The following is a 21,110-nucleotide window of genomic DNA, read 5'->3' on the forward strand; positions in this document are numbered from 1 at the left end:
ATGGCGTTTATTAAATTGCACATTGGTGGAAAAGAGCCTCATCCAGACTGGAAAATTCTAGACATTGAAGCACGTCCAGAAGTTGATTTTATTGGAAATGCCGCTTCTCTTGAACAGTTTGAGAATGATTCAGTTGAAGCAATTTATGCTAGCCACGTACTAGAGCACTTCTACTACGGACTCAACAATGAATTAATCAGCACCCTAGTTGAGTGGCATCGGGTTTTGCAACCTGGAGGAAAACTTTACATCAGTGTTCCTGACTTAAAAACTCTCTGCTGGCTCTATCTCAACCCAAACTTAGTGCCCGTCGAGAGGCATCATATTATGCGAATGATGTTTGGCGGACAAACCAACGAATACGATGTACATAAAGTAGGCCTTGACGCTGATATTTTAGGTCTGTATCTGGCAGAAGCAGGTTTTCAAGGATACGAAACAGTATCCGAGTTTGGTTGGTTCAACGATTGCAGCAGCCTGCGATTATTAGACACATTAATTAGCCTCAATGCTGTTGCAACCAAGTAAGAATTAATTGGATTTATGCTTTAAAGCAACACATCTAATCAACTGACAAATTATTAACTTGATGGATTTCTCTACTCGTCGCAACAACCTGCTGGAATCCTTGGGAGTTCTGGTTACTATTGCACTCTTAATTCTGGGAATTAGTTCATTTCAGAGTTTTGAACTTAGAAGATTAACCAGACAGACGGCAGAGGCTTCAGCAGAGGAGCTTGAAAGACAGTCAGAAGCTGAGCAGGTCTATCTCAATTTGCTTAAAGAATCTCCAGCCTTTGGTTTTAATAACTTGGTTGCAGATTGGGTTTTTCTAGACTTCATTCAATACTTCGGAGATAGTCCAGCTCGTGATCAAATTGGTTATGAGCTCAGCCCTGAATATTTTGAAGTGATTCTGAAGCGCGATCCGTACTTCCGAGATGCTTATCTCTTCTTATCAGGAAGCTCTACGCTCTACGCGGGTAGGCCCGATCGCACCGTTGAAATTATGAATCAGCACATCGGGGAGCTATCGCCCAGAGTACCAGAGAAGGCATATTTTGTTTGGCGATACAAGGGTACAGATGAACTGCTGTTTTTGGGAGACAGCCAGGCGGCTCAACAGTCTTTTAAAACGGCGGCAGAATGGGCAAGTATCTATTCTGATCCTGAAAGCCGGGCTGCAGCACAGGTCTCGCAGCAAATGGCTGAATATCTGGCTGAAAATCCTGAAAGTAAGTCAGCTCAGATTGCAGCCTGGGTTATGGTTCTAGGCAATGCATTTGACGAAGAGACTCAGCGTTATGCCATTAGCCAAATTGAAGCATTAGGTGGCAATGTTTCTGTGGATGAGCAGGGAAGGCTACAGATTCAGCAGCCAGAAGGGGATTAGGGATTGGAGACAGGGCTGACTTTGGCGCGGTGGAGGAGCTTTTTGCCTTGGATATAGCCTGTGTAGCGGATTTTGACGCGATCGCCCACCTCCGCCCGACCTTCCATCAACTGATGCAACTGAGGATCATAGGCAACTTCGCTTCCAACAGGGGCGATCGCTTCCACTCCCCAACTTTTGAGTAGCTGTTCGATCGGACGCAGCAAAGGCAATAGACGAGCAGCTGGAATTTGAGGATTATTTTCGGCAGCGTAAGCGGCTGTGGGCAGTTGCAGCAAGAGGGATTCTAGCGTTTGCAGACTGGAGCGCTGAAATTCTTGCTGGAGGGTTTGCTGCTGTTCGGCAAGCTGTGCCTCCAGGCGGCGATATTCCTGCTGGAGATGATATAAGCTCTGAGTTGAGTTAGGTTCGGGCGACGAAAGCGGCAAGTCAGAAAATTTTGCCAGTAATTCGTTGAGCGAAATTTGAAGGGCTTGGCTCAGTTTAAAGAGTGGCTCTGCTTGCATTTGAGCGGCGCGCCCCTGGCGCAGTTGCTTGACCTGCCATTCAGAAACGCCTGCAGTGCGGCTAAGGGACTTAAAGCTAGAAATATTGAGCAGTTGCATGAGCGATCGCAGCAAGTCGCTGTAATTTGAACTGGAAGTCTGATTCATAGCCTTGTTCTCAAGAACATGATCATTAAAACTCAAATAGAACGGGGATCGTAACGGTGTTACGATCCCCGTTCTATTGTCATTCTCTAGTTCCCTCATCAGAGATGGGAATTTTCTCTAAAGGGAAGCTAGAGCTTCTAATCTGACATTTCCAAGCTGAAGCTGGGTAACGAGCCAATAGACAAAAGACCAATGACTTTTACTGCAACAAGCTTCTGAGCATCCAGGCGGTTTTCTCGTGCAGACGCATCCGCTCGGTTAGTAGGTCAGCAGTAGATTCATCGCCTGCCCGTTCTGCTGCGGGAAAGGTGCTACGAGCGGTTTTAACAACGGCTTCATTGCCTTCTACCAACAGCGCGATCATATCGGTTGCCTGAGGAACACCCGTCGTTTCAGGAATGGAGGTGAGTTGAGCAAATTCGCTGTATGTCGCAGGAGCAGGAAATCCGAGGGAGCGGATGCGCTCAGCAATATCGTCTACGGCGACTGCTAGCTCGGTGTACTGCGTCTCAAACATGATATGCAAGGTCTGAAACATAGGACCTGTAACATTCCAGTGGAAGTTGTGGGTTTTCAGGTACAGCGTGTAGGTGTCTGCCAGTAAGCGAGACAGCCCGTCGGCGATCGCATGTCTGTCTGTTTCGTTAATGCCGATATCAACGGGAACGGTACGTTCTTGAGCTTGCATAGGTTTCTCCTGATTCAGCAAAAAATGGGGTTAATGACTGTTTTACCTGCAAAATGCAATTCGCACAGCCTCTAGAAGAGTGATTCTGGGATTAGATAATTCAAACTGACTTAAGCCAGATGCATCCGCAAAACAGATTTAGGAGCACGGCGGACATTACACAAAATCGTTTCGTGCCCTAAACGGCTGCAAGCCTCATAGCGATGGCAACCAGAGAAGCCGTAGTATTGACCTTCGACCTCCAACACATCAATCGGCTCTTGCAGACCAATTGCTTGAATGGACTCCATCAGAGCGGCAACTTTAGCCTGGTCGTTTTGCCGAAATAGAGGTCGGCGGATTTGGTTGACGGGAATTTCTTGAACTTTTGCCATCTTGCTTTAACTTTTGCTCTCTTCTTTCTAAATCATACTCATTATGAGTACGAGTTGCAAGTTAAAGATGAAAGGCAAGGGGAAACCTTCTTGCCCTAGCTCCCAGCCCCTCAGCAGATGAAAGCGGTTTGAAGTCCTTGTTACCCAAAGGGTTACCGTTTGATCCGGTAGTGATTCTAGGTTTTGAGCAAGGAGCGATCGCTCCTTGCTCAAAGTCTTCCGGGAGATCACGCCCTGCGGCTCTCTTCCTCGCACATTCTAAAAATCCTCAGCAACTTCAGACAATCAGTGCCCTACCTGACTGGTCACTGCTATCAGGAGCTTAGGAACTGTAGACGGTTCCGCTTCATGTTGCGTTCTCGGTATTGGTCCCGAATGTGTTTCATTGAGGTGGGTTAGTCTGGTTAGGGCTGCCCATTTTGGCGCATACGCTAGTCAGCTTTGTGTCAATCGGTACGCCTTTGATCAGAAGAGGCTTTATGAAGCATTTGAGGCAACTTGCGGTAGCTGCTAGTGGAATGGCGATCGCTATTCTATTGACCTTTGCGGCAATTGTTCCGGCAGTTCAGGCAGAGAGGGGAAGGGGCGATCGAATTTCCCAAACAATCCCCCTGCCCGAACTCGATCGCCATCTTCAGCCTGACATTGTCACTGAAGTTATTCCAGACGAAGAATTACCGCCGCCATTAGACGACGGAGTACTGTTTCGCATGATTGAGCGTCGTCCTCCTCTACAACGGCATCTTCCGGAACAGCAAGTAGAAGTGCATCTGATGGAAGACGGACGTATGTTTGTGTTTCAACCCAATCGCGGCAGGCAACCGATGGGACAGGTTGAACCTGCCGTGCTTGAGCAGTTCAAACGACTACTGAGAAATCCAGAATTTCTCAACTACAACGCCACAAGCTGGTCTAACCTAAACCAGGAGGAAACGGGCTACACGGTTATGCTTAGCAGTGCGTCAGTCACTATTGAGCTTAAAGGGCAGTTTTCCCTCTCAGAAGCGCTGTTGCCAGATTCAGTCGTTGCCGTGATGAATACGTTTGGCTATATGCTGGCTTATCTTGCCGCTTGAACTAAGGCACAAGCTTTCTTGGTAAGCTGAAAAGCTGGACCCTCTCTAATTTCGCATCATGCCTGCGCTCAGTACTTCTGCCTCACCTAGCCTGACTGCCTTTCCACTGACTGCCGTTGTGGGTCAAGAAGCAATCAAACTGGCACTGTTGCTTTCTGCCATCGACCCAGGTTTAGGTGGAGTCGTGATTGCAGGTCGTCGAGGCACTGCTAAATCGGTAATGGCACGGGCACTCCATGCCCTGCTGCCGCCAATTGAGGTCGTCAAAGGTTCCTGCTGCAACTGCGATCCTACCCGTCCTGATGAATGGGACGACGAGACGGTGAAGCGGGAGCTAGAGATCGGCGATTGGGGATTGGGGGCTGAAGAATCGGAAAGTGACAATCAGCAATCGGAAATGCAGGAGTTGCCTCCGACTGAGGTAGTTCCAGCTCCGTTCGTGCAGATTCCGCTAGGTGTGACGGAAGATCGGCTGCTAGGTTCAGTGGATGTAGCGCAGTCGATTAAGCAAGGGGAAACGGTGTTTCAGCCTGGACTGCTAGCAGAATCGCACCGGGGCATTCTATACATAGACGAGATCAACCTGCTGGATGATCAAATTGCCAATCTGCTCTTGTCGGCGCTGACAGAAGGGCGCAACCAGATTGAGCGAGAAGGAATTAGCTTCCAGCATCCCTGTAAGCCGCTACTGATAGCGACCTACAACCCAGAAGAAGGGGAACTGCGAGAGCATTTGCTTGACCGAATTGCGATCGCCCTCTCTGCCGATGCCGTTCTGGGTCTAGACGATCGCGTCGCAGCAGTTGAGCAAGCCACCCGCTATTCAGAGTCACCCCAGGAATTTTTGCGTCAGTACGCCGAAGACATTGACGGGCTGAAAACCCAGATTATTTTGGCGCGAGAATGGCTCAAAGATGTACAAATTCAGCCTGAACAAATTGCTTACTTAGTGAATGAAGCCCTGCGTGGTGGTGTTCAGGGACATCGGGCAGAACTGTTTGCCCTGCGAGTCGCTAAAGCCCACGCTGCCCTCGACGGACGCACCGAGGTCAACGCTGAAGATTTGCGAAAGGCAGTTGAGCTGGTGATTGTGCCTCGCTCCACCGTCGTGCAAACACCCCCTGAAGAACCACCGCCACCTCCCCCACCGCCACCGCCTCAGAACCAGGACGACCCCCAAGACGAATCTGAACAGGAGCAAGACGAACAAGATGAGCGGGATGAACCCGAACAAGAACAGGAACCACCCAGTGTCCCAGAAGAATTTGTCTTTGACCCGGAAGGCGTAATTCTCGACCCATCCGTCCTCTACTTTGCTCAAATGGCAAACCGCCAGGGCAAATCAGGCTCCCGCAGCATTGTTTTCTCAGAAGACCGAGGACGCTACGTTAAGCCAATCCTGCCCAGAGGACAAGCCCGCCGCATTGCCGTCGATGCCACCCTCAGAGCCGCGGCCCCTTACCAAAAAGCCCGCCGCCAGCGCAGCGAACAGGCATCCAGCCAACGCGCATCCCTCACTCGTCAACCCCTAAACTCTGATCCCCAACCCCCAGCCCCTACCAAACGAGTCTTTGTCGAACAATCTGACATTCGTGCTAAACGTCTAGCCCGCAAAGCTGGCGCGCTAGTTATTTTTGTGGTGGATGCCTCTGGCTCAATGGCGCTAAATCGGATGCAGTTTGCCAAGGGAGCCGTTTTACGGCTGCTCACTGAGGCTTATCAAAATCGAGATCAGGTGGCGCTGATTCCGTTTCGAGGCGAGCAGGCAGAAGTGCTGCTACCGCCAACTCGCTCCATTGCAGCGGCGCGCAGGCGACTAGAGCGAATGCCCTGTGGTGGTGGTTCGCCCTTGGCGCATGGGTTAACCCAGGCAGTTCGGGTGGGGCTAAATGCCCAGCAGTCGGGCGATATCGGTCAAGTGGTCGTCGTAGCGATCACAGACGGACGGGGGAACGTACCGCTGGCGCGATCGCTAGGGGACACCATTCCTGAAGGTGAAAAGCCCGACATCAAAGCTGAATTGCTGGAAATCGCCGCTAAAGTTCGTGCCACCGGAATTCAGCTTCTAGTGATCGACACAGAAAACAAGTTTGTCTCAACTGGATTTGCCAAGGAATTGGCGAAACAGGCAGGCGGAAAGTATTATCACTTGCCCAAAGCAACCGATCAGGCGATCGCCGCAATGACAAGGGGAGCGATCGCAGATATGAAGGGATGAAGGATAGGAATCACCCAACCCGAGAAAATTAGCAGACAGAGTAAGGTTAAAGATAAGAATTTGAGGCGCAAGCGTGGACGAGTTGCAAAAACCGCTAAGCGATCGCTGGTTACTCAGCGGCAAAAAAGCCCTAATTACGGGTGGCACAAAAGGAATTGGGTTAGCCGTTGCTGAAGAATTTTTATCGCTTGGAGCAAAGGTGACGATTGTTGCCCGTAGCGCCAAGGCAATCGAGCAGCAGTTGACAACTTGGCAGCAGCGCGGTTGGCTCGCTTATGGGCTGGCGGCAGATGTGGCGATCGCAGACCACAGGCAAACTATTTTTGCTCAGATTGCAGAGTCAATGGGCGGACTCGATATCTTGATCAATAATGTGGGCACCAACATTCGCAAGAAAGTCCTGGAATACAGTTCCGAGGAATATGAACGAATTCTCGAAACAAACCTAACTTCAACTTTTGAAGTCTGCCGTCTAGCTCACCCGCTGCTCAAAGTGGGAGAAAACAGCAGCATCGTTAACATTAGCTCAGTAGCAGGGCTAACCGCCGTCAGAACTGGTGCTCCCTACGGGATGTCGAAAGCGGCTTTGGTGCAGTTGACGCGTAATCTAGCGGTGGAGTGGGCAAGCGATCGCATTCGAGTCAACACCGTCGCCCCGTGGTTTATTCGCACCCCGCTCACGGAACCTGTTCTGAACAACGAGGAATTTTTCGCCTCTGTTCTCTCTCGTACCCCTATGGGGCGAGTTGGAGAACCTGCCGAGGTTGCTGGACTGGTCGCCTTTCTTTGTATGTCTCCTGCCTCCTTCATTACGGGGCAGTGCATTGCTGTAGATGGAGGCTTTTTAGCCTTTGGGTTTTAACCAGAAGTTGACTTCACATCATCGGTACATAAGCTCCGCCAGAGTAAGCCCAAGCAATTCCTTCTGGATCTAGGCTCTGAGTCCAGGCGCTAAAGTCATCCCGAGTTTTGCGACGGCGAACTGTGCTGGCACTCACTCCCAAGCGCTGAGCTAGCTGATAGCTGGAGAGATAGCCTTCTGGAGCAACCTCTTCGATCAGTGCCAAATAGAGCTGCCAAAGCAAGACAACGCCGACAAAAATGACCAGAACGACTGCTTCAGGTCGTCTAAGCAGATTTTGAGTTTCCTGAATCGCGGTGGCTGTAGATACGGGGGCAATTTCACCGCTGGTAGATTCCTGAATGACAGGAGGAGCGGGGGCAGTCGCCTCTACCGTATCTGGGGAGGGAGAAGTTGAAAAAGGCTGAGTCGATTGAGTCACCGTGCTGGCTTCTGAGTAGGTGGAACTGGAATTTTTCTCTAACTGGATTTCTTGATTCCATGCTACAGAGTTATCGCCCATCTGGCGGCCAAAAACCTTAATTGTCTTGATAGGTTCAACCTTTAGTTTTTCAATGCCATCCCGGACAAAATCCACCATTGCTTGCTGATCGGGCACCCAGTCTGCCTCCAGCAACACATACAGACAGTCCTCTTTTCTTGCCACCTGTGTCTTGATATTGCGCTGCTTAGTAGAATGATTCATGATTGCAGCAATCACTTTGGGATGACCCTGTTTAGCCAGTGCCAAGATGTCTTGAGGCGACACTTGCGAAGACTCTTGTAAAGACATGAGCGCAGCCTTGAACTTGGAAACGAATATCTGAAATATGACACAGGGAGCCTACTGTGCTTCAGTTTATATTCTCCACTAGTCCATACCCAACTAGGTTAGACCTTTTGCATGAATGGTAGCGCAGTGAGCTGAACTGTCATCTACGTCTCAACCAGCAATTCAGGCAGAAGATCTATTCTCAAAGACGAAGGAAGCGAAAGCGTGGCTTTTCCACTACTTCCGCTTCCTCAGAGGGGTTCAGATTGATCTTCAATCTTGATTAGATGGAGCAATCTGAAAGGGAAAATTTTGGTCAAGGAAGGAAAGGTTTAGTCAAAGAAATCCTTGACTCGATCCACTAAATTTCCTGTTTCATTTCGTGCACCACGAACTGCATCTTTGACCTGATCGCCCAAGTCTTCTGCCTGATTTTGAGCTCTACCCGAAAGCTGTTTGGCGCGACCCTCAACCCGGTTATCAGGGCTATCCGTTACTTGTCCAAAGCCCCGCTGAACTCTTCCTTCGAGTTCTCTACCCGTTGCTTTGACTCGGTGCTCGATGCCGGTACTGGTAGCAGCGTCATTGTCGGCAAGGATTTGGAATGGGCTCGTTGCTATCAAAGGAGATGCGATCGCTTGAGGAATCACCCAAACAGTGGCGAGCGCTAAGACTAAGGCCAGCATAAGACTGGCAAAAACTTTACGGCTGCGCTGGAGTAAATTCATAGTTGCCTCAACTTAAGTTAACGATGAAAGTCGATAGCGAGAGCGAACAGCAAGCTGAAATTGTACAGGCATCCCTACTTAACAACTTTGCTGCTCCTTCGCAGCTATAGACATCTGCTGAAAGGCTTATGGATTCTATACCTTGAGGGCGATCGCCAGCTTGAGGCGCAACTCAGTATGTCTTTACCTGGCGTAGCAACTCTTAACATCGACAGCCTTGTTGCTCTCAAAGAGCTTGGTAGACTAAGGACACAAGAAAATTGCTGCACCTGGCTTTGCGGCTGTACTAAAACCGTGCGTTAACTCGTGCAGAATCATAGGTGAATAGAAATACCAATGGTTGATTCTCTAAAAAAACCTAGTGTTGAAGAAATCCGACCTGGAGTGAAAGCTCCAGCAAAAGAAACCATCCTGACTCCTCGCTTTTACACGACAGACTTTGACGAGATGGCAAAAATGGACATCTCTGTCAACGAAGCGGAACTTCAGGCGATTTTAGAAGAGTTTCGCGTTGACTACAATCGTCACCATTTCGTGCGAGATGCCGAATTCGAGCAATCTTGGGAGCACTTAGATGGCGAAACTCGACAGCTATTCATCGAGTTTTTAGAGCGCTCCTGCACTGCCGAGTTTTCTGGCTTCTTGCTTTATAAAGAACTGGCTCGCAAGCTCAAAGACAAAAATCCGGTATTGGCAGAAGGCTTCCTGCTAATGTCGCGCGATGAGGCTCGTCACGCTGGTTTCCTCAACAAGGCGCTGTCAGACTTTAACCTGTCGCTCGATTTAGGCTTCCTGACTAAGAGCCGTAGCTACACCTTCTTCAAGCCAAAATTTATCTTCTACGCCACCTACCTGTCTGAGAAGATTGGCTACTGGCGCTACATCACGATTTATCGCCATTTGGAAGCTCACCCCGAAGATCGGATCTATCCGATCTTCCGATTCTTTGAAAACTGGTGCCAGGACGAAAACCGTCACGGCGACTTCTTTGACGCGCTGATGAAGTCACAACCTCAGTTTCTCAACGATTGGAGAGCAAGACTGTGGTGTCGCTTCTTCTTGCTGTCGGTATTTGCGACCATGTACCTGAATGACATTCAGCGCTCTGGATTCTATCGGTCACTCGGTTTAGACGCTCGTGAGTATGACATCCATGTAATTCAGAAGACCAACGAAACCTCAGCGCGAGTTTTCCCAGTGGTTCTGAATGTTAATCATCCAGATTTCTTTGGGCTACTGGACATTTGTGCGGAGAATAATGTGAAGTTGAGCGCGATCGCCACTTCCAACACTCCCAAATTCCTCCAATTTTTTCAAAAGCTGCCTCTCTACGCCTCAACTGCGGTGCAGTTGGTTCGGCTTTACTTCATGAAGCCCATCAACGCAGCCAAGCTAGAAGGATCTGTCCGCTAACAGCTTTTACCCCTCACACAAGGCGGCTCTGTCAAAATCAGAGCCGCTTTTTTGTAGTCTTTTTGACTCATCAATGCCCTTCGACAACAACAAACAGGGAACCATCAACAGAAATTTATCTTCCTCAAGCGGGATAAAGATCTATCAAGATTCAATCTTTTCTGTCGGAAGTGGGAAGAAATAAGGCTTTAAAGACGAGAGTATAAGCTGGGTTTGTAAGACTGCCAGGGTTGGTCAGGGTGATTATTGATGCCCTCGCTTCGCGTCTAGATTAAGCGTGAAATCAATTGCAAATAGTTGCGCTTTAGGGTGAGCGATCGCCAGTTTTGCGATCGCACAAAGCTTCGCATAGCTGCAAATATCGCTGATTTAACCATTGCCGAGTCATAGGTGTCCTTATGTTAGACCTCTGGTACAAGAGCGCTATTATTTACTGCCTTGATGTCGAAACTTATATGGACGGAAATGGCGATGGCATTGGTGACTTTGAAGGGCTAACTGAGCGACTAAATTACCTTGCAGGTTTAGGAATTACCTGCATCTGGCTGATGCCATTCTATCCAACCCCAAATCGCGATAACGGGTATGACATAAAAGACTTTTATAATGTCGATCCGCGATTAGGAACTTTGGGTGATTTTGTTGAATTTGCCCGCCAAGCAAACGAACGCGGAATGCGGGTCATCATTGATCTGGTAGTCAACCACACCTCAATTGAGCATCCTTGGTTTCAGGAAGCCTGCAAAAACAAGAATTCAAAATATCGTGACTTCTATATCTGGGCGGACGAAAAACCTGAAGATGCTGACAAGGGCGTGATTTTTCCAGGCGTGCAAGACAGCACCTGGACTTACAGTAAAGAAGCCGGAGCCTATTATTTTCACCAGTTTTATGAGCATCAAGCAGACTTAAACGTCGAGAACCCCAAAGTATGGCAGGAAATTCAGAAGATTATGGGGTTCTGGCTGCAATTAGGGGTATCCGGCTTTCGCCTAGATGCAGCCCCTTTCCTGGTTGAGTTGAAGCGTGTTCACGGTAGTTCTAAAGACGAATACGCCTATCTAGAAGAGATGCGGCAATTCCTCTCTTGGCGGCGAGGTGATGCGATCATCCTGGCAGAGGCAAATGTGCCGATGGAGGATGTGCCGCACTACTTTGGCGACGGCGACAAGATGCAAATGCTATTTCACTTCATGGCAAATCAGTATTTGATTTTGGCGCTTGCCCGAGAAGAAGCTGCACCCCTGATTGAGGGTTTGAAAGCGCCGCCTGAAATTCCTCAAGTAGGTCAGTGGGCATACTTCGTCCGCAACCACGATGAATTGTCACTAGACAAACTTTCGGACGAGCAGCAAGAAGAAATTTTGACTAAGTTCAAGCTTGATAAGGAGGAAGTTTGGATTTACGACCGGGGAGTTCGTCGCCGCTTTCCGCCTATGGTGGAGGGCGATCCACGGCGGTTGCGACTGGCTTACAGCTTGATTTTTACGATGCCAGGAACGCCTGTGCTGTTTTATGGGGAAGAAATCGGCTTGGGTGATGACCTGTCACAACAGGAACGAAATTCGATTCGTCCTCCGATGCAGTGGTCAGGTGAAGCCAATGCGGGCTTCTCAACAGCACCACCAGAACAACTGTTTCGTCCTGTGATTTCGGACGATCAGTTTGGTTACCAGCATTTGAACGTGATTGCTCAGCGGCGGGATGCGGATTCACTCCTCAACTGGATGGAGCGGGCAATTCGAATGCGGAAGGAATGCCCAGAATTTGGTTGGGGCGACTGGCAAATTATTGGAACGGATCATCCTTCTGTTTTTGCCCATCGCTGTGATTGGCAGGATGGAGCGGTGGTGGCAGTTCACAATCTAGCTGGAGAAGCCTGCAGCGTGACGCTGAATTTAAAGGAGAACGAAGATCGGCTGATTGACTTGCTAGGCGATCGCCCTTACCAACAATCTGAGGGCAATTCCCATGAAGTCGAGCTAGATGGCTATGGCTATCGCTGGTTTCGAGTTGGAAGATATCACCTTTGACAGGGCTATTTGACAGAGCTAAAAGATGAAGGATGAGGAATAAAGGAAGGACAGCCAATTAGCAACAGGAGGCGGTACTATAGATAACGCTTCTGTCTGATGGAGTAAATTCCCATCTTTAGCCAGTACGACTTACTTTAGGCTGCTTATGAGTACCCCCCTTCAGTCCTCGGCATCAAATGTTGCTACAGCAGATATTGCTCAAGATTGGTCTGCTTTGCTGCAACAAATTTTGGATGGTCAGTCGCTTTCTACAGTTCAGGCAGCAGCATTGATGCAGGGTTGGCTGATGGAGGCGATCGCCCCAGTCTTATCGGGAGCAATTCTAGCGGCAATTCAGGCAAAGGGCGTTTCTGCATCAGAGTTGAGCGGCATGGCGCAGGTGTTGCAGGCGCAGTCCCTAGGCGGTGGCACGGCTCCCTCCTTCTCTGCACCCTTGATTGATACTTGCGGCACCGGAGGCGATGGGGCTTCTACCTTTAACATTTCCACAGCAGTTGCCTTTGTTGCTGCAGCTGCCGGTATTCCTGTTGCTAAGCACGGCAATCGGTCTGCTTCTAGTAAAGTCGGCTCAGCCGATGTACTGGAAGCACTGGGGATCAACTTGAATATTGATCCTGAGACAGCGCGAGCGGCTTTGCAAGAGGTGGGGATCACGTTTTTGTTTGCCCCAGGTTGGCATCCAGCCATGAAATATGTCGCACCCCTGCGAAAGACTTTGAAGGTGCGAACAATCTTTAATCTGTTGGGTCCATTAGTCAATCCACTGGGGCCTAGCAGACAGGTCATTGGCGTGTTTAGTCCGGCTTTGGTCGAGGTAATGGCGGAAGCATTACAGCAGCTTGGCAAGGAACAGGCGATCGTGCTGCATGGACGAGAAAAACTAGATGAAGCAGGATTAGCAGATGTGAGTCATTTAGCGGTTCTAGAAGATGGCAAAATTCGCTCTATCACACTTGATCCACAGCAGTTAGGACTGATCCCCGCGCCGACTAGCGCCCTTAGAGGAGGAGAAGTTGAAGAAAATGCTGAAATTCTGCGCTCTGTACTTCAGGGCAAAGGAACTCCAGCCCAGCAAGACGTAGTAGCGCTGAATGCAGCTCTAGCGCTAAAAGTTGGAGGGGCAATTCCAGGTGACTCCGGAATTTCTTCCGCACCTGTCGAGATTTATGCACAAGGAGTTGTGCAGGCTAGAGAAATTCTGCAAAGCGGTGCCGCCTGGGCAAAATTAGAGCAGCTTGTTGAATTTTTGCGTTAGCGCTCTCGAAACTCCACCACATCTTGGCGGACTACGACATCGTAGTGGCTAAAAAAGTCCTGTCCAAGCAGCCCTACCCCCAAGTTGGGTCCTGCGACTGCAACCAGCACGTCCTGGGCGATCGCCCCACCCACTTCAATAGAGTTAACGTAGCCTAGGGGAAACGTCACATTTCTGTCGCTGGCCGTATCAACACTCGCTTCTCCCACCGGGACTACATTCAGCGCTGTCGCCATCTGAGATGTAATCACCGTGCCACTAGCTCCGGTGTCTAAAATCATTTCAAACTGCCGACTGCCATTGAACGTCACGTTGATGACAGGCGTACCCCCCGCTCGTCGCACAATTGGAACTTGATAAACGCCAGCACCGCCTGAAGAAGCTGGCGCTGGTGCCGCTGCGAAAGGACGGGGAGCAACAGGTTGACTGGCAGGCTGTTGACTGACAGGCTGGTTGCGAGGGGCAAGCACCACTACGCCATCAGGATTCGCAAGGGCAGTAGAACGACTGGCTTGCTGTTGAGCGTAGTCCAAATTGCGGCGATATTCGGACAGTTTAGTCTGCGCCAGCGAACGGTTGGGGCTGGCAGCAGGTACCGATGCTAATAGGTCAATTGCTTGCTGCCAACGACTTGCGACCAGTCGCCAATCATCTTGCGATCGCGCCGATTGGCTGATGGTGAATGCACTAGAAGCCCGACTAATCGCCTGTTGGTAAGGGTCAGGCGGCTGCGGAGTGGATACGGCAGGGCTAGCGATTGGAGCGACTGGAGCAGGTGACGCAATAGGACTGGTTGCAGGTTGCACTGATACGGAGGTAGAGCGATCGCCAGAGATAGAGCTACACGCCACGCTGACAATGCCACAACCTGACAGCAAAAGCAGAGTTGCAGTGGGTCGAAGAAACTGACGCATATCGGTTTGGAGTAGAATTTGGCACGAAGGCAGTCACAATAAAGCTAAAAATGCCCCAACAGAAGAGCCTTATTTCTAATTTCACCTGCTTAAGTTTGCATTTCTGATTTTGCATTCTTAATTGACTAAGCAACTTCTGCCACTAACGTATAGTCTAGATGAGGTCTCGTTGCTCCATACGCGGCAACTTGGACATTCGGTTATTTGGTTTATTTGGTCGATGTATCAAGATTATTGAGAGGGTCTATGTCACTTTCTGCCAATCAACCAGCCCTGCTAGTTTTGGCTGATGGAACAGTTTACCGGGGATATTCATTTGGTGCTTCAGGCACGACAATCGGTGAAGTTGTATTTAACACGGGGATGACGGGCTACCAGGAAGTCCTCACCGACCCTAGCTATTGTGGTCAAATCGTAACATTTACCTATCCAGAATTGGGAAATACCGGAGTCAATCCTGAAGACGATGAATCTCAGGGCCCTCAGGTCAAAGGGGCGATCGCTCGCAATATTTGTCATCAGCCTAGCAACTGGCGCTCCACCCAATCGCTCAGCGACTACCTGAACCAGCATAAAATTCCTGGCATTTACGGCATCGACACCCGCGCCCTAACCCGTAAAATTCGCTCCTCTGGGGCAATGAACGGAGCCATTTCTACCGAAATTTTGGAACCGACTGAACTGCTATTGCGCGTTCAAGAAGCTCCCAGCATGGCGGGACTAAACTTGGTGAGCCAAGTCACCACCCAGACCGTTTATGAATGGTCTGACCCCACCAGCCCCATTTGGGAATTTCGACCCACCCAGGAGACTGAGACGTCCCCACAGCTTACGGTTGTGGCGATCGATTTTGGTATCAAACGCAACATCTTGCGTCGTCTAGCCAGCTACGGCTGTCGTGTTGTCATCGTTCCTGCAGACACACCACCCGAAGACATTCTCAAATACAACCCAGACGGCATTTTCCTCTCGAACGGACCTGGCGACCCGGCGGCTGTTGCTGAAGGCATTGCAACAACGAAGGCTCTGTTAGCCAGTCAAAAGCCTGTCTTTGGCATCTGTATGGGACATCAGATTTTGGGCTTATCCTTGGGTGCAGAAACCTTCAAGCTAAAGTTTGGGCATCGTGGCTTAAACCAGCCCGCAGGTTTGCGCCAGCGCATTGAAATCACCAGCCAAAATCACGGCTTTGCGATCGACCCTGATTCTATTCCTGAGGCAGATATTGAAATCACCCATCTAAATTTGAATGATCGTACCGTTGCTGGATTGCGTCATAAAACCCTGCCGCTATTCTCGGTACAGTATCACCCAGAAGCCAGCCCTGGTCCGCACGACGCAGACTATCTGTTTGAGCAGTTTGTTCAGTCAATGCGAGGGCAAAAAGCGGAGGTAGGGAAAGGATAAAAGATGAGGGATGAAGGATGGATTTTTGGGCAGACGTTCTTGGTTTTGCAGAAGACCTGACGGACAGAGTGGGTCAACAGCTTCTGAGCAGCTTTGGGCAGTCTCAGGCGACAGAAAAAGCAGATGGCAGCTTGGTGACTCGGGCTGACCAGTGGGCAGATGCCGAACTGAGGGAAGCGATCGCCACCCGCTTTCCCGAGCATGGCGTTCTCAGTGAAGAAGTCGAACACATCTTCCCGAATAACGACTGGTGTTGGATCATCGACCCCATCGACGGCACCACCAACTACGCACGTGGCATTCCACTGTGGGGCATTTCCCTGGGACTGCTTTACCAGGGGACTCCCGTATTTGGCTATGTCCACCTGCCCCCACTTGCATCCTCTTTCCACGGCTTCTGGTACGGCTCGTCTGGATTAACTGGCCCAACCGGCGCATTCCTAAACCACAAACCGATTCAGGCGAGTTCCGAAGATCCTTCTCCCACCTACCTGTTTAACCTTTGTGCCCGCAGCACCGACGTATTCAAACAACCCCTGCCCTGCAAAGCCCGGATGTTAGGAGTTGCCACCTACAACCTGCTCACCATCTCAGCCGGAGCCGCACTAGGCGGAGTCGAAGCCACCCCAAAGATTTGGGACATTTCCGCAGTCTGGGCGATCGCCCAAGCTGCAGGGGCAACCTGGGTAGCCTTGGACGACCAACAAATCTTTCCGCTCAAACCAGGCGAAGACTATAGCGATCGCTCCTACCCCACTCTGGTCGTCAGTCGCGCCGACCTGGTTCCCATCTTCAAACCCCTCGTGCAGTTTTTAGGGCATCCATAACCCTCCAACCTTGAACCCCAAACAAATTTTGCGCCTGGAAACGGAATTTCCAGGCGCAAAATTTATTAGGACTTATTTGACTGCCGTCGCTACTCTGGCTGCTAGTGTACTGGGAATCAAGCAGCAGGAGAACTACAGTCTTCCGTAGATGAACCCAGCGAAGATAATTCCAATTTGCCCAAATTTCTTCAAGCCTTGGAAGCAGCGCTAGACAGCTTAGGAAACGAGGCAGAAATGCGATCGCTGCTGGGTGAAAAGTTTTGTTACCTTTTCACAACAAAGCAATTTGAATTAGCGCGGTTCCATGATCCCATTACGGAGTGGGAAAAGCAGGAATATTTGGACGTTTACTAGTTCTACCTCAAAACGCATTCCTCACCTGATTGAGGGAGGCGTCCTCTAAAATCATCCTTTAGGTTGACTGAATAAGTTTTTGACTGGGCTACGGTAGCGTTGACACAAGACCGCTTGACTCAAGCTTAATAATTTTGGTCAAAGTTCTCTAGATCTTTAAGGATTTTCTGGAATTGTGATCTCTCTCATTGAGATCACTGTTGAAAAAAGATATTACTCAGGAAACAAGAAGCTGAGCGGCTAGACTCGACGCTAGGTTTAGGTAGATTTGCAGTTGAATACGTACTTTGAAGAGATTGCTCTTCCCCTTCACTTCTAGACCTATGAACTTTAGTACGCGGTAGTTTCACGAGAAATAAAGGCTTAAGGAAAATTTTAGAAACAGTGTAGTTCCACGGATTCCTTTTAGTTGATGTGATTCAGTGGATCTGCTGTTGATTTTTGTTTTCTTGTAGCCGGTTAAACTTACAGTGCAATAGGCTGTTCTGTTATGGGGTGTATGAAAACTTTGCTCAAATTAGTAGGGGCGATCGCTTTAGTCGCTGGAGCGCAGGCTGTAATTCTGCCCAACGCTGTAGCAGACACCTCTCTTCGGGCTACCACCGTGTTGGCTAGTCAAACTTTTGCAACAGATCTGCTGCCCGAACCAGTTTTCAGCTCAGAAACTTACCAGCCACCCGACAATGGTGGTCCAACCACTAGCCAGGGTTCTGGTACTCGGTAAAAAGCATAGGTGTGAGTTCATTAGGACAGAAGCATTAGGACAGAAGAAGGGAGGGTTTAGCCCTCCCTTCTGTTTAATTGAAGCAACTAGCGCTGAGGTGCTGCGCCAATAAGGTGGCAACAAGATCCGTGTTTTCAATTGCTATATTCTGGCAAAGAGAGTTAATTATTTGCGTGCTTAATGTCTGACCTAATTTTGTTCTGGCACCGTCGAGATCTGCGGATTTCTGACAATGTCGGTTTAGCTGCGGCGCGTCAGCAAAGTCAAAAAGTGGTAGGTGTGTTTTGCCTAGATCCACTGATTTTGGAGCGAGACGATGTTGCCCCAGCCAGAGTAACTTACATGATGGGTAGCCTACGGGAGCTGGGCGATCGCTACACCCAAGCAGGCAGCCAACTGATTGTTTTGCGCGATCAGCCTGTGCGGGCAATTCCTGCCTTAGCGAAAGCGCTGAGTGCCAAAGCAGTTTTTTGCAATCGGGGCGTGGAGCCCTATGGACGAGAACGCGATCGCACCGTCAGTGAGGCACTCAAGCAAGTCAGCATTCCGCTCCAAACCTTTTGGGATCAGCTTTTGCATTCTCCCAAGGAGATTGTCACGGGCGCGGGGCAACCTTATACGGTCTACACCCCCTTTTGGCGCAACTGGAGAGCCAAAGCAAAAATGGACCCTGTGGAAACGCTGCAAGCAGCCGAAGGACTTTCACCCAGCGAACAAAAAGCTGCTCAGCAAGCTGGCAGCATTAACTTACCCACTGCTAAAGATCTGGGATTTGAGTGGGAGAATGAGCTTTTGCTCGCCCCTGGAGAGCAGGCAGCCCAAGAGCGGCTAGAAGACTTTTGCGAACGAGAACAGGCGATCGATGACTACAAAGAACAGCGCAACTTTCCTGCTGTCTCCGGTACATCTCACCTCAGTGCTGCATTGAAATTTGGCACGATTGGTGTGCGTACCGTTTGGGCTGCAGCCGATGCCGCCTTAAAGCGCAGTCGCAGTGACGAAACCGCCAGTAACATTCAAACCTGGCAGCAAGAATTGGCGTGGCGAGAATTCTATCAGCACGCCATGTATGCCTTTCCGTCATTGGCAGAAGGAGCCTTTCGGGAACCGTTCAAAACCTTTCCTTGGGGTGATAACGAGGCACACTTTCAAGCTTGGTGTGAAGGCATGACAGGCTATCCGATTGTCGATGCAGCGATGCGCCAGATGAATCAGTTGGGCTGGATGCATAATCGTTGCCGCATGATTGTCGCCAGTTTTCTGACCAAAGATTTGCTGGTTGATTTGCGTCGTGGCGAGAAATACTTCATGCAAAGGCTTTACGATGCCGACCTGTCTGCCAACAACGGCGGCTGGCAGTGGAGTGCCTCCAGCGGCATGGACCCCAAACCACTGCGGATTTTTAACCCCGCCAGTCAAGCTAAGAAGTTTGACCCAGAAGCCGAGTACATTCGCGAATGGCTACCGGAATTAAGAAGCGTTGACACTGAGTTTTTGGTGACGGGTGAAATTCCAGCCGAGGAGCGCGATCGCTGCAACTACCCGCACCCAATTGTGGATCACAAGAAACAGCAGAGCCTGTTCAAGCAAATCTATCAACAGCAAAAGCAGCAATCATCCTAAAAGATCCAAAAAAAGGAGGAAGGGCTTAGCCCTTCCTCCTTTTTAAGCTAACTTAGTGAAACTTAGTAGTCGAAGTCTCCACCCATGCCGCCGCCACCTGCGGGAGCAGCATCCTTGGGCTCGGGCTTGTCAACTACAATGCACTCGGTGGTTAGAACCATGCCTGCGATCGAAGCCGCGTTTTGCAGCGCAGAACGGGTCACTTTCGCGGGGTCAACGATGCCAGCTTCAAACAGGTCAACGAACTCATTGGTAGCAGCGTTGTAGCCAACGTTGAAGTCTTTCTCTTTAACGCGCTCAGCAATCACCGCACCGTTCTGACCTGCATTTTCAGCGATCCGCTTCAGCGGAGCAGCCAGCGCACGCGCCACAATGTTTGCGCCGATTAGCTCTTCATCTTTGAGGCTGCTGTTGGCCCAGGTTTCGAGTTCAGGAGAGAGGTGAGCCAGCGTGGTGCCACCGCCAGGAACGATGCCTTCCTCAACCGCAGCTTTGGTCGCGTTGATTGCGTCTTCCAGGCGCAGCTTGCGATCCTTCATTTCGGTTTCGGTTGCAGCACCGACTTTGACGACTGCTACACCACCAGACAGCTTAGCCAAACGCTCTTGCAGCTTTTCTTTGTCATAGGAAGACTCGGTTTCTTCCATTTGACGACGGATTTGCTCAACGCGAGCTTTGACTGGTGCTTCGTTGCCTTCCGCCACAATGGTAGTAGTGTCTTTGGTGATGGTGATGCGACGGGCTTTACCCAGCATCTCTAGCTTGGTGTTATCAAGCTTCAGACCCGCATCTTCGGTGATCAGTTGACCGCCGGTGAGAACGGCGATGTCTTCTAGCATCGCTTTACGGCGATCGCCAAATCCAGGAGCTTTCACCGCAGCCACATTCAGCACACCACGCAGACGGTTTACAACCAGGGTAGCCAGCGCTTCCTTTTCAATGTCCTCAGCCAGAATCAGCAGAGGACGACCCGAACGAGCAACCTGCTCTAGCACAGGCACCAAGTCTTGTACCAGGGTAATTTTCTTGTCAGTGATCAGGATGAAAGGCTCATCCAGAACTGCTTCCATCCGCTCGGTGTCAGTTGCGAAGTAGGGAGAGATGTAGCCCTTATCAAAGCGCATCCCTTCTGTGACCTCCAGTTCGGTGGTCATGGACTTGCCTTCTTCCAGGGAAATTACGCCCTCTTTTCCGACTTTGTCCATTGCGTCAGCGATCATCTGACCCACTTCATCGTCGTTACCAGCAGAGATAGAACCAACTTGAGCGATCGCCTTGGAATCTTCAACCGGACGAGCATGTTCTGCAATCTTCTCAACCAAGAAAGCAGTCGCTTTATCGATACCGCGCTTCAAAGAAATTGCGTTAGCGCCAGCCGCCACGTTCCGCAGACCTTCTTTAACGATTGCATGAGCCAACACGGTTGCAGTAGTGGTACCGTCTCCAGCTGCGTCATTGGTCTTGGAAGCTGCCTGACGAATCAGGGAAACGCCCGTGTTCTCAACGTGGTCTTCTAGCTCGATTTCCTTGGCGATGGTGACACCATCATTGACGATTTGAGGAGCGCCAAACTTCTTCTCTAGGACAACGTTGCGTCCCTTTGGACCGAGGGTAACAGCAACTGCTTCAGCCAGAATATCGATTCCTTTTTCTAGGGCACGACGAGCGTTTTCGTTGTAAATGATGCGCTTAGCCATAGTTTCTTCAGCTTTGAACTCTTAGTTGTGGAGGTGGATTTGGAAAGTTTTGAGTTTTGAGTTTTGAGCTACTCTCAGTCGAAATAAATCTGAAATGGTTCAAAACTCATAGCTCAT

At 50.0% G+C, this 21,110-nt stretch carries 20 protein-coding genes; 13 read left to right on the forward strand and 7 right to left on the reverse strand.

The window, feature by feature from the left end:
• On the forward strand, positions 1 to 528 hold the full coding sequence (locus H6F88_RS05660; protein WP_190641763.1) for a methyltransferase domain-containing protein: 528 nt from the start codon (positions 1 to 3) through the stop codon (positions 526 to 528).
• Between the two features lie 61 nt (positions 529 to 589).
• A complete protein-coding gene (locus tag H6F88_RS05665; protein WP_190641764.1) occupies positions 590 to 1,393 on the forward strand; it encodes a hypothetical protein in 804 nt (267 codons plus the stop codon).
• On the opposite strand, the gene H6F88_RS05670 is transcribed toward H6F88_RS05665, so the two are convergent.
• The 3 genes from H6F88_RS05670 to H6F88_RS05680 form a co-directional block, all read right to left on the reverse strand.
• On the reverse strand, positions 1,390 to 2,046 hold the full coding sequence (locus H6F88_RS05670; protein ID WP_190641765.1) for a helix-turn-helix transcriptional regulator: 657 nt from the start codon (positions 2,044 to 2,046) through the stop codon (positions 1,390 to 1,392). The genes H6F88_RS05665 and H6F88_RS05670 overlap by 4 nt on opposite strands.
• A 199-nt stretch (positions 2,047 to 2,245) precedes the next feature.
• A complete protein-coding gene (locus tag H6F88_RS05675) occupies positions 2,246 to 2,734 on the reverse strand; it encodes a Dps family protein (protein ID WP_190641766.1) in 489 nt (162 codons plus the stop codon).
• Positions 2,735 to 2,844: 110 nt separating this feature from the next.
• Positions 2,845 to 3,108, reverse strand: coding sequence for a sulfiredoxin (locus H6F88_RS05680; protein WP_190641767.1), 264 nt, complete (start codon positions 3,106 to 3,108; stop codon positions 2,845 to 2,847).
• 479 nt (positions 3,109 to 3,587) lie between these two features.
• Between H6F88_RS05680 and H6F88_RS05685 the strand changes: the two genes are divergently transcribed.
• From H6F88_RS05685 to H6F88_RS05695, 3 genes are all read left to right on the forward strand, one after another.
• On the forward strand, positions 3,588 to 4,184 hold the full coding sequence (locus H6F88_RS05685) for a hypothetical protein (RefSeq protein ID WP_190641768.1): 597 nt from the start codon (positions 3,588 to 3,590) through the stop codon (positions 4,182 to 4,184).
• A gap of 58 nt (positions 4,185 to 4,242) precedes the next feature.
• Positions 4,243 to 6,402, forward strand: coding sequence for a magnesium chelatase ATPase subunit D (bchD, locus tag H6F88_RS05690; protein ID WP_190641769.1), 2,160 nt, complete (start codon positions 4,243 to 4,245; stop codon positions 6,400 to 6,402).
• 73 nt (positions 6,403 to 6,475) lie between these two features.
• Entirely contained in the window at positions 6,476 to 7,264 is a 789-nt protein-coding gene (locus H6F88_RS05695; RefSeq protein ID WP_190641770.1) for an SDR family oxidoreductase, read from the forward strand.
• Positions 7,265 to 7,277: 13 nt separating this feature from the next.
• Here the strand turns inward: H6F88_RS05695 and H6F88_RS05700 are convergent, their stop codons facing one another.
• Both H6F88_RS05700 and H6F88_RS05705 read right to left on the reverse strand, forming a co-directional pair.
• Complete coding sequence (locus H6F88_RS05700) at positions 7,278 to 8,036, reverse strand: hypothetical protein (RefSeq protein WP_190641771.1); 759 nt, start codon at positions 8,034 to 8,036, stop codon at positions 7,278 to 7,280.
• Positions 8,037 to 8,347: 311 nt separating this feature from the next.
• The gene (locus tag H6F88_RS05705) at positions 8,348 to 8,743 is read right to left on the reverse strand and encodes a CsbD family protein (protein ID WP_190641772.1); all 396 of its coding nucleotides are present in this window, start codon (positions 8,741 to 8,743) and stop codon (positions 8,348 to 8,350) included.
• A 336-nt stretch (positions 8,744 to 9,079) separates the two neighbouring features.
• On the opposite strand from H6F88_RS05705, the gene acsF reads away from it, so the two are divergent.
• The 3 genes from acsF to trpD all read left to right on the forward strand — a co-directional run bounded on the left by acsF (position 9,080) and on the right by trpD (position 13,447).
• Positions 9,080 to 10,156, forward strand: coding sequence for a magnesium-protoporphyrin IX monomethyl ester (oxidative) cyclase (gene acsF, locus H6F88_RS05710; RefSeq protein ID WP_190641773.1), 1,077 nt, complete (start codon positions 9,080 to 9,082; stop codon positions 10,154 to 10,156).
• A 398-nt stretch (positions 10,157 to 10,554) separates the two neighbouring features.
• Positions 10,555 to 12,189 (forward strand): alpha-amylase family protein, encoded by a 1,635-nt coding sequence (locus H6F88_RS05715; RefSeq protein ID WP_190641774.1) that lies wholly within the window; start codon positions 10,555 to 10,557, stop codon positions 12,187 to 12,189.
• 148 nt (positions 12,190 to 12,337) lie between these two features.
• Positions 12,338 to 13,447 carry an anthranilate phosphoribosyltransferase gene (trpD, locus tag H6F88_RS05720; RefSeq protein ID WP_190641775.1) on the forward strand — a complete coding sequence of 370 codons (1,110 nt, stop codon included), beginning with the start codon at positions 12,338 to 12,340 and terminating at the stop codon, positions 13,445 to 13,447.
• Here the strand turns inward: trpD and H6F88_RS05725 are convergent.
• Complete coding sequence (locus H6F88_RS05725; protein ID WP_190641776.1) at positions 13,444 to 14,361, reverse strand: retropepsin-like aspartic protease; 918 nt, start codon at positions 14,359 to 14,361, stop codon at positions 13,444 to 13,446. The genes trpD and H6F88_RS05725 overlap by 4 nt on opposite strands.
• A gap of 246 nt (positions 14,362 to 14,607) precedes the next feature.
• Between H6F88_RS05725 and carA the strand changes: the two genes are divergently transcribed.
• From carA to H6F88_RS05750, 5 genes are all read left to right on the forward strand, one after another.
• A complete protein-coding gene (gene carA, locus H6F88_RS05730; protein WP_190641777.1) occupies positions 14,608 to 15,768 on the forward strand; it encodes a glutamine-hydrolyzing carbamoyl-phosphate synthase small subunit in 1,161 nt (386 codons plus the stop codon).
• A gap of 17 nt (positions 15,769 to 15,785) precedes the next feature.
• Positions 15,786 to 16,595 carry an inositol monophosphatase family protein gene (locus H6F88_RS05735; RefSeq protein ID WP_190641778.1) on the forward strand — a complete coding sequence of 270 codons (810 nt, stop codon included), beginning with the start codon at positions 15,786 to 15,788 and terminating at the stop codon, positions 16,593 to 16,595.
• 174 nt (positions 16,596 to 16,769) lie between these two features.
• Positions 16,770 to 16,949, forward strand: coding sequence for a hypothetical protein (locus H6F88_RS05740; protein WP_190641779.1), 180 nt, complete (start codon positions 16,770 to 16,772; stop codon positions 16,947 to 16,949).
• A 499-nt stretch (positions 16,950 to 17,448) separates the two neighbouring features.
• Entirely contained in the window at positions 17,449 to 17,673 is a 225-nt protein-coding gene (locus H6F88_RS05745; RefSeq protein ID WP_190641780.1) for a hypothetical protein, read from the forward strand.
• Between the two features lie 180 nt (positions 17,674 to 17,853).
• Positions 17,854 to 19,296 (forward strand): FAD-binding domain-containing protein, encoded by a 1,443-nt coding sequence (locus H6F88_RS05750; protein WP_190641781.1) that lies wholly within the window; start codon positions 17,854 to 17,856, stop codon positions 19,294 to 19,296.
• 62 nt (positions 19,297 to 19,358) lie between these two features.
• Here H6F88_RS05750 and groL read toward each other — a convergent pair whose 3' ends face one another.
• Positions 19,359 to 20,993, reverse strand: a complete 1,635-nt coding sequence (gene groL, locus H6F88_RS05755; RefSeq protein WP_190641782.1) for a chaperonin GroEL — start codon at positions 20,991 to 20,993, stop codon at positions 19,359 to 19,361.
• Between the last annotated feature and the right edge of the window lie 117 nt (positions 20,994 to 21,110).

It is taken from the genome of Oculatella sp. FACHB-28, assembly GCF_014696015.1.
Classification (GTDB): Bacteria; Cyanobacteriota; Cyanobacteriia; order Elainellales; family Elainellaceae; genus JAAUTN01.